Origin of the sequence: Caballeronia sp. Lep1P3, assembly GCF_022879595.1 — a bacterium.
Classification (GTDB): domain Bacteria; phylum Pseudomonadota; class Gammaproteobacteria; order Burkholderiales; family Burkholderiaceae; genus Caballeronia.
The window spans coordinates 760333-775866 of record NZ_CP084266.1; the positions used below are offsets into that span (position 1 = coordinate 760333).

Below are 15534 nucleotides of genomic sequence, written 5' to 3' on the forward strand. Positions count from 1 at the left end.
TCGGTGTTCAGTGGCCTGGCGTCAAGCCCCTTTTCGGAAACATTTACGTTTTTGCATCCCCGAAATGTCGCTGTTCGGTCGCTTTGACTTGGGCGAAGTGTTATGCGCAAAAAGTTTCACGCGTTGCGCCTCGCCCGTGCGCGTAAAAGCCGCGACAAGCTACAGCGTTTGCGCCGAAAACGTATCGCACTGACGAATATCGCCACTCGACAACCCCCGCCGCAGCCAGCGCTGACGCTGCGCGCTCGTTCCGTGCGTGAACGCTTCGGGCACCACACGCCCTTGCGTCTGTTGCTGTAAGCGGTCGTCACCTATAGCGCCTGCCGCATTCAACCCTTGTTCGAAGTCGCCGGGCTCGATCAGCTTCGCGTTGTCGCGCTGGGCGACTGCCGCCCACACGCCGGCAAAACAGTCGGCCTGCAACTCGACGCGCACCGAAAGGGCGTTCGCCTGCGCGGGCGCCATCCGCGAGCGCGCGCGATCCACCTTGTCGGAGATGCCGAGCACGTTCTGGACGTGATGCCCGACTTCATGCGCGATCACATACGCCTGCGCGAAGTCGCCGCCCGCGCCGAAGCGGTCGCGCAGTTCGCGATAGAACGAGAGATCGATGTACACCTTGCGATCGGCGGGACAGTAGAACGGTCCCATCGCCGATTCGCCCATGCCGCAGCCCGTTTGCGTGCCGCCCGAGAAGAGCACGAGCTTCGGCGCCGGGTAATCCTGGTTGAACTGGGTGCGGAAGATGTGCTCCCACGTCCGCTCGGTGTTGCCGAGCACGCGCCGCACGAAGACCGCGCCGGAATCGTTGGCCGGCGGCGCGTTGCTGGGCGCGGCTTGCTGCTGCGGCGCATTGCCGTGCAGCACTTGCGCGCCGTTGATGATCGTCATCGGATTGATGCCGAAAAAGTACGATGCCGCGAGCGCAACGACGATGGTGCCGATCCCGATCGATCCCCCACCGATGCTAATTCCGCCCGAGCCACGCCGGTCTTCGACGTTTTGACTTTCCGCTTCATCATCGAGGCGCATATTGGTTCTCCGTTCTGTCCGCGCGTCATGCGCTGCACTGAAAAGCGATTATCGTACCCGCGTCCGCGCCGGTCTCGCCGGTAGGCATCGGTCAAAGTTCGTTTGCGCTCCCGCGGGTAGTGCAGTGCGGTCGATTGTCGCGAAAAAGACGCTGCGGCTTTCTATCGTCGCGCCGGCTCAGCGTCCCAAAAGATTCGGTGGAACAAGGGGTTAACGCACGCGCAAACCGCAGAACTGCGGCATTTGCGCACAACGCGTGTTCGCTGACGCAGCGCAACACATCGCAAGAATCGGCGCTAAGCTGCGCCCCGTTATCCGACTCCATTCGACTTTCATCATCCGAGGACCGGCCCGGCCTCGTCGACACAGACACAGTCATCATGCATTCGACTCCCGAAGCACTCGATCTAGCGCGGATTCAGTTCGCGTTCACCGTCTCGTTTCACATCATCTTTCCGGCGCTTTCCATCGGCCTCGCGAGCTTCATCGCCGTGCTCGAAGGCGCATGGCTCAAAACCGGCAAGCCGGTCTACAAGGAGTTGTGTCTTTTCTGGTCGAAGGTATTTGCCGTCGCCTTCGGGATGGGCGTCGTCTCCGGCGTCGTCATGGCCTACGAGTTCGGGACGAACTGGGGCGGCTTCTCCAGCTTCGCCGGCCCGGTCACTGGCCCGCTTCTGACCTACGAAGTGATGACCGCGTTTTTCCTCGAGGCGGGTTTTCTCGGCATCATGCTCTTCGGCTGGAACAAGGTCGGCCCGAAGGCGCATTTCGGCGCGACGCTGATGGTCGCCATCGGCACGCTCATCTCGACCTTCTGGATTCTCGCGTCGAATAGCTGGATGCAGACGCCGCAAGGCTTTCGCATCGAAGGCGATCACGTCGTTCCCGTCGACTGGTTTGCGATCATCTTCAATCCGTCGTTCCCGTACCGCCTCGCGCACATGGCGATTGCCGCATTCATCGTCGCGGCGCTCGTCGTGGCCGCGACGGGCGCGTGGCATCTGCTGAAAGGCCGGCGCGATCCCGCGATCAAAAAGACCTTCTCGATGGCGCTCTGGCTGCTGCTCGCGCTCGCGCCGATTCAGGCGATCGTCGGCGACGCGCACGGCCTCAACACGCGCGAGCATCAGCCGGCGAAGATCGCGGCGATCGAAGGCATCTGGGACACCGAGAAAGGCGGGACCGCGCTCAACCTCTTCGGCATTCCGGACATGCAGGCCGAAACGACGAAGTACGCGGTGCAGATTCCGCATCTCGGCAGCCTGATCCTCACGCATAGCTGGAACGGCGAGATTCGCGGCCTCAAGTCGTTCCCGAAGGACGAGCGCCCGAATTCGACGCTCGTGTTCTGGAGCTTTCGCGTGATGGCGGGCCTGGGCGTGCTGATGATTCTGATGTCGATGGCGGCGTGGCTGCTGCATCGCAAGCGCAGGCTTTTCGAAGCGCGCTGGTTTCATCGCTTCGCACTCGCGATGGGTCCGAGCGGCTTCGTCACGCTGCTCGCCGGTTGGGTGACGACCGAAGCGGGCCGCCAGCCGTGGGTGGTCTATGGCGTGATGCGCACCGCCGATGCCGTATCGCCCGTGACCGCGCAGCAAGTGGGCGTGTCGCTGCTTGCGTTCGTCATCGTCTACACCATCGTTTTCGGAACGGGCATCTACTACATGCTCAAGCTATTGCGCGAAGGGCCGGCGCTGCCGGGAACGCCCACGCATACGCATACGCACGCGCCAACATCGGCTGACGGCACCGCGCGCCGGCCGATGAGCCTGCCGCACCAGTCCATCGAAGGAGCGTAAGAACATGGACCTCACACTCGCCTGGGCCGCGAACATTGCGTTGGGCCTGCTCATGTACGTCGTGCTGGACGGCTTCGACCTCGGCATCGGCATTCTCTTTCCGTTCTTTCCCGATCAGCATGACCGCGACGTGATGATGAACACCGTCGCGCCTGTCTGGGACGGCAACGAAACGTGGCTCGTGCTCGGCGGCGCGGGACTTTTCGCCGCCTTTCCGATGGTCTATTCCACCGTGCTTTCGGCGCTTTATCTGCCGCTCGTGCTGATGCTCGTCTGCCTGATTTTTCGCGGCGTCTCGTTCGAGATTCGCGCGAAGGCGCAGCGCACGAAGCATCTATGGGATCTCGCGTTCATCGGCGGATCGGCGGGCGCGACCTTCTTCCAGGGCGTCGCGCTCGGCGCGTTTCTCGACGGCATTCCGGTCGCGGACGGCCGCTTCTCCGGCGACGCCTTCGGCTGGTTCACGCCATTTTCGATGTTCACGGGGGGCGCGCTCGTCGTCACGTATGCGCTGCTCGGCGCGTGCTGGTTGATCGCGAAAACGGAAGGCGACCTGCAGCGGCGCATGTATCGCGTCGTGTGGCCGCTCACGCTTCTGCAACTCGCGACGATTGCCGTCGTCAGCGTGTGGACGCCGCTTGGCGTTGCGGGCATCGCCTCGCGCTGGTTCGATTCGCCGCTGTTTTATCGGATGCTGCCCGTGCCGGCGCTCGTCGCCGCGTGCGCCTGGGCGATGCGCCGCTCGATCGCGTCGCGCCACGAGAAGCGCCCGTTCGCGATGGCGCTCGGCTTCGTGCTGCTCGGCTATGCGGGACTGGTCGCGAGCATTTCGCCGCACGACATTTTCCCCGGCGTTTCGATCTGGGATGCCGCCGCGCCGCGCTCGAGCCAGCTATTCACGATCGTCGGCGCGGCCGTGATTCTGCCGGTGATCGTCGCGTACACGACGCTCGGCTATTGGATTTTCAGAGGAAAGGTGCGTCATGGCGAACATCACTATCACTGAGCGAAGCGGCTCGCCGGCAATGTCGCGCGCGAAGAAGCTGTTCTGGTTCGTCGCGCTGTGGATGGCGGGCGTCGGCGGCGCGATGCTGCTCGCGCTGCCGTTCAAGCTGTTGATCCGCCTCGGCACTGCGATTCATTGACCGCAGCGCGCCGCGCTTTTCGACGACGTCAGAAGAACGCGGCCGCAATCGCGCCGCCGAGTATCCCGAACACCACGACCGCCAGCGCGACGAACGTCAGCACCTTCGCCGGGAACGACCGTGCGAGCATCGCGAGCGACGGCACGCTGACGGGCGGCAGCGTCATCAGAAGCGCGCCCGCCGGACCGGCCGCCATGCCGAGCGAAAGCATCGCCTGGATGATCGGCACTTCGCCGGCCGTCGGAATCACGAAAAGCATGCCGGCCACCGCGAACGCGATAATCCACAGCACGCCATTGTCGATATCCGGCCCGATGTGCGGAAAGAGCCACGCGCGCGCCGCGCCGAGCAGCAGCACGAGCACGATGTACTCCGGCACGAGGCGCAGCGTCATGCGGCCGAGAATCTTGATCCAGCGCGAGAACGCGGTGCCCGGCTCGTCCTCGTCGATGAGTTTCGCGAGCGCCTCGCGCGATGCCGCCGCCTGCGCGGGCGTCACCATGCGATTCACCACGTAGCCGAGCCCGAAGACCATCAGCGCGCCCAGCACGAGACGCAGGCCGGTCCATTGCCAGCCGAGCACGAAGCCCATGAACACCAGCGCGGCGGGATTGAGCACCGTATTGCCGAGCCAGAACGCGATGGCCGCGCCCGGCGCCGCCTGACGCGCACGCAAGCCCGCGACGACCGGCGCGGCGCAGCACGTGCACATCATGCCGGGCAGCGACATCAACCCGCCGTTCACCACGCTTCCGAACCCATGCTCGCCGAGGGAGCGCGCGACCCAGCGCGGCGGAATGAGCGCCTGCACCGCCGAGCCGAGCAGAAGGCCAAGGACCATTGCCTGCCAGATCGCCTTGCCGTAGGCCATCGCGTAGTCGAGCGCGGCTTGCCAGGACGGCTCGGGCGCGCGCGCGGCGGCGCCCATCAAAATCGACTTGCCGATCGAATGCTGGCTCGCCGCGACAAACGCGCGGTTGTAGTACGGGAACCATTTGACGTAGAAGAGGCCCGCGACGGCGATGAGCAGGAACACCATCCAGCCGAGCGCGACGCGAGGTTGTCGAAGCGTGGTCATAATCGTTTGTTGTTTGAGATAAAAATCAGCCGAGCGCGGGGGACGTCTCGGACAACTGCGCGAGCAGCGCCTTGGCCTGATCGAGGCTGTCGGCGTCGTTCGGGCGAAACAGCATATGCGCCGCGTGGGGCAACTGCGTGTACAGCGCGCGGCTGCTGCGGCCATAAGCCGGATCGTAGTGCCGGTCGATGAGTTCGGCGAAAAGCTCCGCGCGCGCGCCTTCGTCGATCAAATGGTGCCAATGCCCAACGCGCTCGTGGCTATGCAACGCGACGAGCTTCGACAACTGCGCCTTGAAAAACGCGGGATCGTCGAAGAGATGCGCGTAGTCCTGCAGCAGAAACGCGATGCGGTCTTCGCGGCGCGCTTCCACTTCCACGCACGCGGCGGCGTGCAAGCTGTCGAGCATCGCGTCGGGCAGCGTGACCGCGCCGATGCGCCGCCCTTCCGCCTCGATGAAAACCGGCTTCGCGGGGTCGAAGCCGCGCAAGGTCGCGATGAGCGCGGAATCGAACGCTTTCTGCGACGGCTGCGCCTGCCCCGGCAGCGCGCCGAGCAGCGACCCGCGATGCGCCGCGAGCCCTTCCAGATCGAGCGCTTGCGCGCCCGCCTGTGCGAGCGCCTGCAAGAGCCGCGTCTTGCCGCTGCCCGTGTGCCCGATCAGCACGACATAGCGAAAGCGCCCCGGCAGTTCCGTCAGCTTGCCGACCACGTCGCGCCGGTAGCTCTTGTAGCCGCCGTCGAGCTGCCGCGCCTGCCAGCCGATCATGTTGAGCCACGTCGTCATGGAGCCGGAGCGCTTGCCGCCGCGCCAGCAATAGATGAGCGGACGCCAGTTGCGCGGACGGTCCGCGAAAAGCGTATCCAGATGACGCGCGATATTGCGCGCGACCATCGCCGCGCCCACGCGCGTGGCCTCGAACGGCGAGACCTGCTTGTACATCGTGCCGACGATCACGCGCTCTTCGTTTTCGAGCACGGGTGCGTTGATGGCGCCGGGAATATGGTCCTCGGCGAATTCCAGCGGAGTGCGGACGTCGACGATTTCATCGAAATCGGCGAGACGATCGATGGGAACGAGCAGGTTTTTCACGGGCGATGGACGACGATGTGGGACATTTGAAGCCGGCGGCGAAGGCCGGGATTATCTCATGGCGGCGATTTGGCTTCCGAGCGCGGATTTCGACTGCCCATTGCCCGCTCGCAATGCGTTTAAAGTGACGGCATCGGGCCGCGAGGAAACGCGATGAGCTATCACGAAACGATCGGCGCACGCCGCTACCGCTTCGACGACTTGAAGACGCTGCTCGCGCGCGCGAGTCCGCCGCGCTCCGGCGATGAACTCGCGGGCGTCGCGGCGGCAACGGAGGAAGAACGCGTCGCGGCGAAGATGGCGCTTGCGCAAGTGCCGCTGCGCGCGTTCCTGAACGAAACGCTCATTCCCTACGAAAGCGACGAAGTCACGCGCCTGATCGTCGATACGCACGATTTGCAAGCCTTCGCGCCGATCGCGCATCTGACGGTCGGCGAGTTCCGCGAATGGCTGCTCTCCGACGCCACCGACACCGCCGCTGTCGAAAGCGTGACTTTCGGCCTCACGCCGGAAATGGTCGCCGCCGTTTCCAAGCTGATGCGCAATCAGGACCTGATTCTCGCCGCGCGAAAGCGCCCCGTCGTCACGCGCTTTCGCACGACCATCGGCTTGCCGGGGCGCCTGTCGGTGCGTCTTCAGCCCAATCACCCGACCGACGATCCCAAGGGCATCGCCGCATCCATCCTCGACGGTCTCCTGTACGGCTGCGGCGACGCGGTGATCGGCATCAATCCGGCTTCGGATTCGCCCGCCGCCATCGCCGCGCTCCTCACGATGCTCGACGACTTCCGCCAGCGCTACGACGTGCCGATGCAGTCGTGCGTCCTCGCGCACGTCACGAATACGCTCGCCGCAATCGAGCACGGCGCGCCGGTGGACCTCGTTTTCCAGTCGATCGCGGGCACCGAGCGCGCGAATGCGAGCTTCGGCGTGTCGCTTGCGCTGTTGCAGGAAGCGCACGACGCGGCGCGCGCGCTCGCACGCGGCAACGTCGGCGACAACGTGATGTACTTCGAGACGGGACAAGGCAGCGCGCTCTCGGCGAACGCGCATCATGGCGTCGATCAGCAGACTTGCGAGGCGCGCGCCTACGCGGTCGCGCGCCGCTTCGAGCCGCTTCTGACGAACACGGTGGTCGGTTTCATCGGTCCGGAATATCTCTACGATGGCCGGCAGATCATCCGCGCGGGCCTCGAAGATCACTTTTGCGGCAAGCTGCTCGGCGTGCCGATGGGCTGCGACATCTGCTACACCAATCACGCGCAGGCGGATCAGGACGACATGGACACGCTTCTGACACTGCTCGGCGTCGCGAACGTGAACTTCATCATGGGCGTGCCCGGCGCCGACGACGTGATGCTCAACTATCAGAGCACGTCGTTTCACGATGCGCTTTATATCCGCCGCGTGCTGAATCTCAGGCGCGCGCCCGAATTCGAGGCGTGGCTTGCGAGGATGCGCGTCACGGACACTCATGGCGCGCTGCTTTCCCCTGCGAGCGACGCCAGCGCGCCCGGCCAACCGCTGCTCGACTGGATCGACGAATGACGCACGCCAATCCCTGGGATGCGCTCAGGCGCTTCACGAACGCGCGCATCGCGCTCGGACGCACCGGAAGCAGCCTGCCGACCGCGCCGTTGCTCGCGTTCCAGCTCGCGCATGCGCAAGCGCGCGACGCGGTGCACCAGCCGCTCGATACGGCGGCGCTCATCGATGCCATCCATGCCGCTGGCTTCGACACACTCCAGGCGGCAAGCGCCGCGCCGGATCGCGATCACTATCTGCGCCGCCCCGATCTCGGCCGCGCGCTCGACGATGCCAGCGCCGCGCGACTTGCCGCGCACGTGGCGGCGTCGAACGATGCGCCCGAGGTCGTCTTCGTCGCCGCCGACGGGTTATCGGCGTTCGCGCCTCAGCGACACGTCGCGCCGCTGCTCGCAGAACTGCGCGCGATGCTCGACGGCTGGACGATCGGCCCAGTCGTCGTCGCCACGCAGGCGCGCGTCGCGCTCGGCGACTGCATCGGTGAGCTTTTACGGGCGCGGATCGTCGTCGTGATGATCGGCGAGCGGCCGGGTCTCAGTTCACCGGACAGCCTCGGCCTCTATGTCACCTATGCGCCGCGCGCGGGCCGCAGCGACGCGGAGCGCAACTGCATCTCGAACGTGCGGCCCGAGGGACTCGGCTACGATGCCGCCGCGTTCAAACTGCATTGGCTGCTGAACGAAGCGCGGCGCCTGAAGCTGACGGGCGTCGGCCTCAAGGATCAGAGCGGCGCGCTGCCATCGGGGGCATCGGGCGCATCGGACGCGGGTGCGATCGAAGGAAGCGCCTAAACGCGGCGATCGACCCGCGGCGTCAGAGCACGAGCGACCCAGCCGAAATCGCGACGACGAGGAAGATGACGAACAGGACGAGGAAGATAAAGAAGCAGATCTTCGCGATGCCTGCCGCGCCTGACGACACGCGTCCAAAGCCGAAGAAGCCGGCGATGACGGAAATAATCGCGAAGAGAATGGCGAGTTTGAGCATGGCGAGCCTTTTGTTGGTTATCGATGCGGCCCTGATTGCAAAGTTCGTGCCGCGTCGATGCCGTGCTTCGTTCGCGGTCGTCGGCGCGATCGACGGTTAGTTGCTTCCCTGCGAAAAAAAGCACCGCTAAAAAGCGGTGCGTTCAGGCCGAGGCGGTCAGCGTGCGCCAGTGTCGGTGGCAGGAACAGCCGCCGGTACGCGCTGGCGCGCACTGAGCCACGCGGCGACGGGCTGTCGCAGGCGCGGCACCGCAAGCAGCGCGGATATCGCGATCGCATCGGCGGCGAGTCCCGCCGGCACGTTGATGAGGCCGTCGGTCAACGTGAACAAGATCGAATCGACGACGAGCGAAATGACCGCGCCCGCGATGAAGCTGACCATGCCGTCGCGCCCTACCGCGCCGACCCACGGCAACCGTTGCGCGACGGCCTTAACCACGCCGTAGCGCGCGAGATTCGCCGCCACCCACGCAATCGCAAGGAAATTGACGACGCGCGCGCCCGCGAGGTCGCGCTTGAACGCGCTGTCGAGCACGGGCGGCAGCACGAGCAGCTTGTAATACGCCATGCCGACGATCAGCGCGAGCGCCATTGCGCTCACGGTCCAGCCGAAACGGTGCGACGCGACGCGCTGATATACCGGCTGGCAGCGCGCGAGCACGCCGAGCATGAACATCAGTTGCCAGGCGGCCGGATTGAAGTCCCAAAGATTGTCATCGACCGAAGGCATGTATTCGCCGATCTGCGGCGCGAGCGCCCACAGCGCGAGACTCGCCGCCAGAAGCAGCCACGGCTTGCTGCGCGCGAGCGGCAGCGCGAGCGGCACGGCGAGCGCGAAAAGCGCGTACATAGGCAGGACGGCGGCCAGATACGGCTGGCGCTCGAACGTCAGGATTTGCGCGATGGATGCCGCCGGCGCGGTCACGAGGCTGTCGAGATCGTGCAGCACGAGATTCGGCGCGTGGCCGAAGAGCGGCCGCAGCACGAAAGTCGTGACGAGCATCAGCGCGGCGGTGACGAGAAACGCGCGATAGATCTCGAACGCGCGCTTGACGAAGCGCAGACGCGCGGCGTTTTCCGAGCGGCGTTCGGCGAGCGACGCGTAAGCCGTCGCGGTCGCGAAGCCGCCGAGAAATACGAAGACTTCGGCGGCGTCGTTGAGCGCGAACGCGTGCAGCGTGAAGCGCGACACCATGCTGCCGCCGATATGATCGACGACGATGATGAGCAGAACCAGCCCCCGAAAAAAGTCCAGCTCGACGAGGCGTTGCGATTTTCCGGACATACGGCCTAACGGTGTTGTCCTGCGCTGCGCAGGGATTGACAGGGGCCGCTTTTCATACGGCATCGAAGCATGAGAGTTTACCCGTAAATGCGGCGGCGCATCATCGGAAAAAGGGAAGATTTTCGTTTTAATTCGCGCATTTGCGCGATTCCGCCGCCGAAATTACCGCGTCGAGATCAACCGTGGCGACTCTCCGGCGGCGCCCGCCTCGAAACATTTCATTATGCTTTCATTCGGCCGCGATCGACGCTAATATCGCGTCCACGCTCAATCACCCGAAACCCGTCGCCGCATGAACTACATCGCCGCCCTCGTCACCGATCCCGCTGCCTGGGCCGCCCTCGCGACGCTCGTCGTGATGGAAGTCGTGCTCGGCATCGACAATCTCATCTTCATTTCCATCCTCACCAACAAGCTGCCGGCCGAGCGTCGCGCGCGCACGCAGCGCATCGGCATCGGGCTCGCGCTCGTGATGCGGCTCGCGCTGCTCGGCACGGTCGCGCTGATCGTGAGGCTCACCACGCCGATCTTCGAGGCGTTCGGACACGGCTTTTCGTGGCGCGACCTGATTCTCGTCGCGGGCGGCGTCTTTCTCGTGTGGAAGGCGACGACCGAGATTCGCCATCACGTCACGCACGGCGCCGAAGACCACGGCGGCCCGGCGCGCGGCGGGAATCTCACGCCGCTCTCGGCCATCGGCCAGATTCTGCTGCTCGATCTGGTGTTTTCCATCGACAGCATCGTGACGGCCGTCGGCATGACCGAGCACATCCCGATCATGTTCGTCGCGGTGATCGCGGCGGTCACGGTGATGCTGTTCGCGGCGGGGCCGCTCTCGCGCTTCATCGAGCGCAATCCGACTATCGTGATGCTCGCGCTCGGCTTCCTGCTCGTGATCGGCATGACGCTGATCGCGGAAGGCTTCGGCTCTCACGTACCCAAAGGCTACATTTATGCGGCAATGGCCTTCTCCGCGCTCGTCGAAGGCCTCAACATGCTGGCGCGGCGCGCGAACAGCAAGCGCCGCGTGCAGCAAAGCGCGCAACGAAACCCGCACTGAGCGTCAAAATGGGAGCTTTTGCTGCGGATCGTCGTGCGGGTCGTTCTGTGCGCCGGCGGGCGGCAAAGGCTGCGCGCGCAGCCACCGTTCGATGGCATCGACGACATGCTGCCGCTCTGCTCCATCGAGCGCCCTGCCTGCCGCGATGCCGTGCCACTTCGCGAGACAACTCCGGCAGCACGTCGCCGTCGCGTGCTGCGCGATGAACACCGGATGCCCGCGAAACGGCGTCTGCTTGCCGTCGTTGAGCGGCGCCTGCGGCGCGAGCCGCCGCGCGATCAGTTCGTGCGCCTGCGCGATCACCGTCTCCACGCCGCGCTCGCGCATATAGCGCGCTTCCCGCGCGCCGAGCGCGAAGCGCCGCCGGAAGGCGGATTTGGCGAGCGCATCGAAGACGGCGTCGAGATCGCGCATGAACGGCTAGTCCTTCGCGTAGAGCGTCGAATCGGCGAAACCTTCGGCGTCGAGCACGCGGCCAACGAGAATCAATGCGGTGCGCGTGAGCCCCGCCGCGCGCACTTTCTGCGCGATGTCGGCCAGCGTGCCTTCGACGCGCGCTTCGTCCGGCCAGCTTGCGCGAAACACCACTGCAACCGGACAGTCGGCGCCGTAGTGCGGCAGCAAATCCGCGACGATCCGCTCGATATGACGCACGCCGAGATGAATCGCGAGCGTCGCCCGATGGCGTGCGAGGTCCGCGAGCGCTTCGCCGGGCGGCATCGACGTCTTCGCGGCATAGCGCGTGAGTATCACGGTCTGCGAGACGCCGGGCAGCGTGAGTTCGCGCCCGAGCGCCGCCGCCGATGCCGCCGCCGCCGTCACGCCCGGCACCACTTCGTAAGGAATCCCTAGCGTCTCGATGCGCCGGATTTGCTCGCCTATCGCGCCGTAAAGCGAGGGATCGCCCGAATGCACGCGCGCCACGTCGTCGCCTCTCGCATGCGCTTCGCGCAACAGTTCGACGATGGCATCGAGGTCCAGCTCCGCCGTATTGACGACCTGCGTCGCGCAATGCCCCGCGAGCACGCCTTCCGGCACGAGCGATCCGGCATAGAGAATCACAGGGCACGAGCGGATCAGCCTTTGCCCTTTGACGGTGATGAGTTCGGGGTCTCCCGGCCCCGCGCCGATGAAGTAGACAGTCATTTAAGTTGCAGTACGGCTCTCGTTCAAAGCGAGCAACGCGTCGAGCGCGCTCGCGGGGTCGTTGAATTCGCGGTCGGCGGCGGGCAACGGCGGGCGCGCGAGCATCACCACGGGCAAGCCGCGTTCGCGCGCGACCGCGAGCTTCGCCTCCGTTGCGCGGCCGCCGCTGTTCTTGCTCACGACGACATCGATGCGCGCCGCGTCGAACAACGCGCGCTCGCCTGCGATGTCGAACGGTCCGCGCGCATCGACGATGCTCGCCCGCGCGTTGCCTTCGTGCGCGTCGAGACAGCGGATCGTCCAGTGCTGCAACGCGGGAATCTCGTGCAGATGCGACAGCGGCTCGCGCCCCAGCGTGAACATCGGCCGGCGAAACGGCGCAATGCATTCGACGATGCCGCGCCAATCCGCCGCCTCGCGCCAGTCGTCGCCCGGCTGCGGATTCCAGGCGCGGCGCCGCACGGCCCAGAGCGGCACATCGGCGAGCGTGCAGGCATCGCGCGCATGGCGGCTCATTTGCGCGGCATAAGGATGCGTCGCATCGACGACGAGCGCGATCTCCTGCTCACGCAAATAAGCGACAAGCCCCGCCACGCCGCCGAATCCGCCGACGCGCACCGCGCAGGCGAGATCGTCCGGCACGCGGCCGAGTCCCGCAATGCTGTAGACGTGCGGCGCTTTCAGGCGTCGCGCGATGAAGAGCGCATCGCCGGTTCCGCCGAGAAGCAGCGCGCGCTTCATGGCGACCATCACGCCGCGCTCCCGACGATCACGCCTTGCCGGTCGATGGCAAAGGTTTCGACTTCGACGCCGCGCGGCACGACGTCGAGCGCGACGTGGCGCGCGCGTTCGCAGACGACATCGCCGAGCGCGATGCCTTCGGCGCGCGCGAGCTTGAGCGCTTCCTGACTCGTGTTGGACGCGCGTATCGCCGACTGAAGCGCGCTCGTCGCGCCCGACTCCGCCGCCCATTGCGCAAGCAGCGGCAAATCGATGCTCGACGTGCGGCTATGCAGATCCATATGCCCCGCCGCGAGCTTGCTGAGCTTGCCGAACCCGCCGCACAGACTCAGCTTTTCGACGGGCGCGCGCCGCAGATGCTTGAGCACGGCGCCGGCGAAATCGCCCATTTCGATCAGCGCCATGTCCGGCAGCCCGTAACGCGCGCGCATCGCGTCTTCGCTCTGATTGCCGGTGCACGCCGCGATATGGCGCACACCGTTCGCGCGCGCGACATCGATGCCCTGATGAATCGACGCGATATACGCCGAGCACGAAAACGGCCTGACGATGCCCGTCGTCCCCAGAATCGACAAGCCGCCGACGATGCCGAGGCGCGGGTTCATCGTCTTCTGCGCAAGCGCCGCGCCGTTGACGACGCCGATACTCACGTCGAAGCCGCCCGCGTAGCCGGCGCTGGCCGCGAGCGCATCGAGATGCGCGGTCATCATCTGGCGCGGGACGGGGTTGATGGCCGGCTCGCCGATGGCGAGCGCGAGGCCCGCGCGTGTGACCGTGCCGACGCCCGGCCCAGCATGAAAGCGCACGCCAACAGCGGCGGACAAACGCACGCGCGCGAAAACGAGCGCGCCGTGCGTGACGTCGGGATCGTCGCCGGCATCCTTGATGACGCCGGCTTCGGCTTCGTCGCCCGCGCTTGAAACGACGCGGCAATACTCGAGCTTCATCGTGACGCGCTGGCCCTTCGGCAGCGCGATCTCGGCGCGCTCGCTCGCCTCGCCGGTCAGCAGCAGGCGCGCGGCGGCGAGGCTCGTCGCGGTCGCGCAGCTTCCGGTGGTGTAGCCGCTTCTGAGCGGCGCGGATTGTTCGGGAGTCTCGTCACGCATGGCGCGCAGCATTCGGGCGATCAGCCCTTCCTCGATACGAGCAGCGTGATCGGCAACGCTTGCCGCCACGTATCGAAGCTGCCGAGCGGCTCCGCATGCGCGAGGGCGATGCGCGTCAGTTCGCCGCCGTGCCGTGCGTGCCAGTCGACGAGCACGGCCTCGCCCTGCAGCGTGACGGCATTGGCGATCAGCCGGCCGCCCTGACGCAGCCGCGTCCAGCATGCGTCGAGCACGCCCGCCGCCGTCACGCCGCCGCCGACGAACACGGCATCGGGCGCGGCAAGGCCGTCGAGCGCGCCCGGCGCTTCGCCCTTCACGAGCCTGAGCGCGGGCACGCCGAGCGCATCGCGATTATGTTCGATGAGACGCTGCCGCGTTTCGTTCGCTTCGATCGCAATCGCGCGGCAAGACGGATGCGCGCGCATCCATTCGATGCCGATCGAGCCGCACCCCGCGCCCACGTCCCAAAGCAGTTCGCCGGGCTGCGGCGCAAGGCGCGCGAGCGTGATGGCGCGCACATCGCGCTTGGTGAGCTGGCCGTCGTGCCGGTACATGTCGTCGGGCAAGCCCGGCGTGAGCGGCGGACCCGCGTGCCCCGCATGCGTGCGGCATTCGATGGCGACGAGATTAAGCGCGGCCACGAGCGGCTCGCGCCAGTCATCGGCGCGTTCGTCGATGCGTCGCTCGTTCGCGCCGCCCAGATGTTCGAACACGGTCATGCGGCTCGCGCCGAAGCCGTGCGCCGTCAAAAGCGCGGCGATGGCGGCGGGCGTCGCGCCGTCCGCGCTCAGCACGAGAAGACGCTCGCCGCGAAAGGCATGCGCGAGCAGCGAGGCGACCGGACGTCCGACGAGCGACACGCATCGCGCATCCTGTAACGCCCAGTGCAGCCGCGCCGCCGCGAGCGACAGCGACGATGCCGCCGGAATCACGCGCATCTCGTCGGGAGAAAGCTCGCGTGCGAGCGTCGCGCCGACGCCGAAGAACATCGGGTCGCCGCTCGCGAGCACGCACGCCTGCGCGCCGCTCGTGCGCTCGGCAAGCACGGCATCGAGCGAAAACGGGCTTGGCCACGCGATGCGCCGTGCAGCGATGCGTGCAGGCAGGAACGCGAGATGACGCTCGCCGCCGTGAATGGACGCGGCCCGCATGAGCGCGCGCCGCGCCTCGCGGCTCAAGCCATGCCAGCCGTCCTCGCCGATGCCTACCACGGTCAGCCAGGTCGACATGCGCGGTGCCCTCCTTGCGTTTCGCCGCGCGCCGGATGCGAAAACCCCATGCGCGAAGCGGTCTGATGGTCGATAAAAGCGGGCATAATAACCCGGTCCGTCGGTGCCCGAAGGGAGCGATCCTCAGGGCCTAACAGGGAACACAGCGAAACTGTGGCTGCCCCCGCAATTGTACGCAGCGAGTCCGCGCTCCACTGCGACTGGTTTATACCGGGAAGGCCGGCGCGGGCGGCGACCTGCCAGCCAAGAGACCTGCCGACTCCACGTCTCAATGCATTATTCGCGCGAC

Annotated in this window: 16 protein-coding genes and 1 riboswitch; of the genes, 6 read left to right on the plus strand and 10 right to left on the minus strand. The window is 66.1% G+C overall.

Annotation, left to right across the window (positions count from 1 at the left end; genetic code table 11):
- Positions 1-159: 159 nt before the first annotated feature.
- On the minus strand, positions 160-1032 hold the full coding sequence (locus tag LDZ27_RS18030; RefSeq protein WP_244816248.1) for a neutral zinc metallopeptidase: 873 nt from the start codon (positions 1030-1032) through the stop codon (positions 160-162).
- Between the two features lie 380 nt (positions 1033-1412).
- Between LDZ27_RS18030 and LDZ27_RS18035 the strand changes: the two genes are divergently transcribed.
- The 3 genes from LDZ27_RS18035 to LDZ27_RS18045 are packed head-to-tail and all read left to right on the plus strand — an operon-like array spanning position 1413 to position 3976.
- Positions 1413-2831 carry a cytochrome ubiquinol oxidase subunit I gene (locus LDZ27_RS18035; protein WP_244816249.1) on the plus strand — a complete coding sequence of 473 codons (1419 nt, stop codon included), beginning with the start codon at positions 1413-1415 and terminating at the stop codon, positions 2829-2831.
- A gap of 4 nt (positions 2832-2835) precedes the next feature.
- A complete protein-coding gene (gene cydB, locus LDZ27_RS18040) occupies positions 2836-3837 on the plus strand; it encodes a cytochrome d ubiquinol oxidase subunit II (protein ID WP_244816250.1) in 1002 nt (333 codons plus the stop codon).
- Positions 3815-3976 (plus strand): hypothetical protein, encoded by a 162-nt coding sequence (locus tag LDZ27_RS18045; protein ID WP_244816251.1) that lies wholly within the window; start codon positions 3815-3817, stop codon positions 3974-3976. The genes cydB and LDZ27_RS18045 overlap by 23 nt, the downstream gene beginning before the upstream one ends.
- Positions 3977-4004: 28 nt before the next feature.
- On the opposite strand, the gene LDZ27_RS18050 is transcribed toward LDZ27_RS18045, so the two are convergent.
- Together LDZ27_RS18050 and mnmH are read right to left on the minus strand one after the other, a co-directional pair.
- Complete coding sequence (locus LDZ27_RS18050; RefSeq protein ID WP_244817322.1) at positions 4005-5057, minus strand: permease; 1053 nt, start codon at positions 5055-5057, stop codon at positions 4005-4007.
- Positions 5058-5079: 22 nt separating this feature from the next.
- Positions 5080-6147, minus strand: a complete 1068-nt coding sequence (mnmH, locus tag LDZ27_RS18055) for a tRNA 2-selenouridine(34) synthase MnmH (RefSeq protein WP_244816252.1) — start codon at positions 6145-6147, stop codon at positions 5080-5082.
- Between the two features lie 153 nt (positions 6148-6300).
- Here mnmH and LDZ27_RS18060 point away from each other — a divergent pair, with 153 nt between their 5' ends.
- Positions 6301-7695, plus strand: a complete 1395-nt coding sequence (locus tag LDZ27_RS18060) for an ethanolamine ammonia-lyase subunit EutB (RefSeq protein WP_244816253.1) — start codon at positions 6301-6303, stop codon at positions 7693-7695.
- Positions 7692-8483, plus strand: a complete 792-nt coding sequence (eutC, locus tag LDZ27_RS18065) for an ethanolamine ammonia-lyase subunit EutC (protein ID WP_244816254.1) — start codon at positions 7692-7694, stop codon at positions 8481-8483. Before LDZ27_RS18060 ends, eutC begins: the two co-directional genes overlap by 4 nt.
- 22 nt (positions 8484-8505) lie before the next feature.
- On the opposite strand, the gene LDZ27_RS18070 is transcribed toward eutC, so the two are convergent.
- Together LDZ27_RS18070 and LDZ27_RS18075 are read right to left on the minus strand one after the other, a co-directional pair.
- Positions 8506-8679 (minus strand): DUF1328 domain-containing protein, encoded by a 174-nt coding sequence (locus LDZ27_RS18070; RefSeq protein ID WP_244816255.1) that lies wholly within the window; start codon positions 8677-8679, stop codon positions 8506-8508.
- Positions 8680-8835: 156 nt separating this feature from the next.
- On the minus strand, positions 8836-9963 hold the full coding sequence (locus LDZ27_RS18075; RefSeq protein ID WP_244816256.1) for an OpgC domain-containing protein: 1128 nt from the start codon (positions 9961-9963) through the stop codon (positions 8836-8838).
- A 292-nt stretch (positions 9964-10255) separates the two neighbouring features.
- Here LDZ27_RS18075 and LDZ27_RS18080 point away from each other — a divergent pair, with 292 nt between their 5' ends.
- The gene (locus LDZ27_RS18080) at positions 10256-11023 is read left to right on the plus strand and encodes a TerC family protein (RefSeq protein WP_244816257.1); all 768 of its coding nucleotides are present in this window, start codon (positions 10256-10258) and stop codon (positions 11021-11023) included.
- Between the two features lie 3 nt (positions 11024-11026).
- Here LDZ27_RS18080 and LDZ27_RS18085 read toward each other — a convergent pair whose 3' ends face one another.
- From LDZ27_RS18085 to cbiE, 5 genes are read right to left on the minus strand one after another with little or no spacing between them, the layout of a single operon-like run.
- A complete protein-coding gene (locus LDZ27_RS18085; RefSeq protein ID WP_244816258.1) occupies positions 11027-11437 on the minus strand; it encodes a DUF4186 domain-containing protein in 411 nt (136 codons plus the stop codon).
- Positions 11438-11443: 6 nt separating this feature from the next.
- The gene (gene cobM / locus LDZ27_RS18090; protein ID WP_244816259.1) at positions 11444-12169 is read right to left on the minus strand and encodes a precorrin-4 C(11)-methyltransferase; all 726 of its coding nucleotides are present in this window, start codon (positions 12167-12169) and stop codon (positions 11444-11446) included.
- Positions 12170-12910, minus strand: a complete 741-nt coding sequence (locus LDZ27_RS18095; protein WP_244817323.1) for a cobalt-precorrin-6A reductase — start codon at positions 12908-12910, stop codon at positions 12170-12172.
- A gap of 8 nt (positions 12911-12918) precedes the next feature.
- Positions 12919-14016 (minus strand): cobalt-precorrin-5B (C(1))-methyltransferase, encoded by a 1098-nt coding sequence (locus LDZ27_RS18100; RefSeq protein ID WP_244816260.1) that lies wholly within the window; start codon positions 14014-14016, stop codon positions 12919-12921.
- Positions 14017-14036: 20 nt separating this feature from the next.
- A complete protein-coding gene (gene cbiE / locus LDZ27_RS18105; RefSeq protein ID WP_244816261.1) occupies positions 14037-15245 on the minus strand; it encodes a precorrin-6y C5,15-methyltransferase (decarboxylating) subunit CbiE in 1209 nt (402 codons plus the stop codon).
- Positions 15246-15329: 84 nt separating this feature from the next.
- Positions 15330-15520: riboswitch (cobalamin riboswitch) on the plus strand.
- Positions 15521-15534: the final 14 nt, after the last annotated feature.

Bases quoted from the DNA above. Each gene is read 5' to 3' on its own strand.
- LDZ27_RS18030 (WP_244816248.1), bottom strand. From the start codon at position 1,032: ATGCGCCTCGATGATGAAGCGGAAAGTCAAAACGTCGAAGACCGGCGT.
- LDZ27_RS18035 (WP_244816249.1), top strand. From the start codon at position 1,413: ATGCATTCGACTCCCGAAGCACTCGATCTAGCGCGGATTCAGTTCGCG.
- cydB (WP_244816250.1), top strand. From the start codon at position 2,836: ATGGACCTCACACTCGCCTGGGCCGCGAACATTGCGTTGGGCCTGCTC.
- LDZ27_RS18045 (WP_244816251.1), top strand. From the start codon at position 3,815: ATGGCGAACATCACTATCACTGAGCGAAGCGGCTCGCCGGCAATGTCG.
- LDZ27_RS18060 (WP_244816253.1), top strand. From the start codon at position 6,301: ATGAGCTATCACGAAACGATCGGCGCACGCCGCTACCGCTTCGACGAC.
- eutC (WP_244816254.1), top strand. From the start codon at position 7,692: ATGACGCACGCCAATCCCTGGGATGCGCTCAGGCGCTTCACGAACGCG.
- LDZ27_RS18070 (WP_244816255.1), bottom strand. From the start codon at position 8,679: ATGCTCAAACTCGCCATTCTCTTCGCGATTATTTCCGTCATCGCCGGC.
- LDZ27_RS18075 (WP_244816256.1), bottom strand. From the start codon at position 9,963: ATGTCCGGAAAATCGCAACGCCTCGTCGAGCTGGACTTTTTTCGGGGG.
- LDZ27_RS18080 (WP_244816257.1), top strand. From the start codon at position 10,256: ATGAACTACATCGCCGCCCTCGTCACCGATCCCGCTGCCTGGGCCGCC.
- LDZ27_RS18085 (WP_244816258.1), bottom strand. From the start codon at position 11,437: ATGCGCGATCTCGACGCCGTCTTCGATGCGCTCGCCAAATCCGCCTTC.
- cobM (WP_244816259.1), bottom strand. From the start codon at position 12,169: ATGACTGTCTACTTCATCGGCGCGGGGCCGGGAGACCCCGAACTCATC.
- LDZ27_RS18095 (WP_244817323.1), bottom strand. From the start codon at position 12,910: ATGAAGCGCGCGCTGCTTCTCGGCGGAACCGGCGATGCGCTCTTCATC.
- LDZ27_RS18100 (WP_244816260.1), bottom strand. From the start codon at position 14,016: ATGCGTGACGAGACTCCCGAACAATCCGCGCCGCTCAGAAGCGGCTAC.
- cbiE (WP_244816261.1), bottom strand. From the start codon at position 15,245: ATGTCGACCTGGCTGACCGTGGTAGGCATCGGCGAGGACGGCTGGCAT.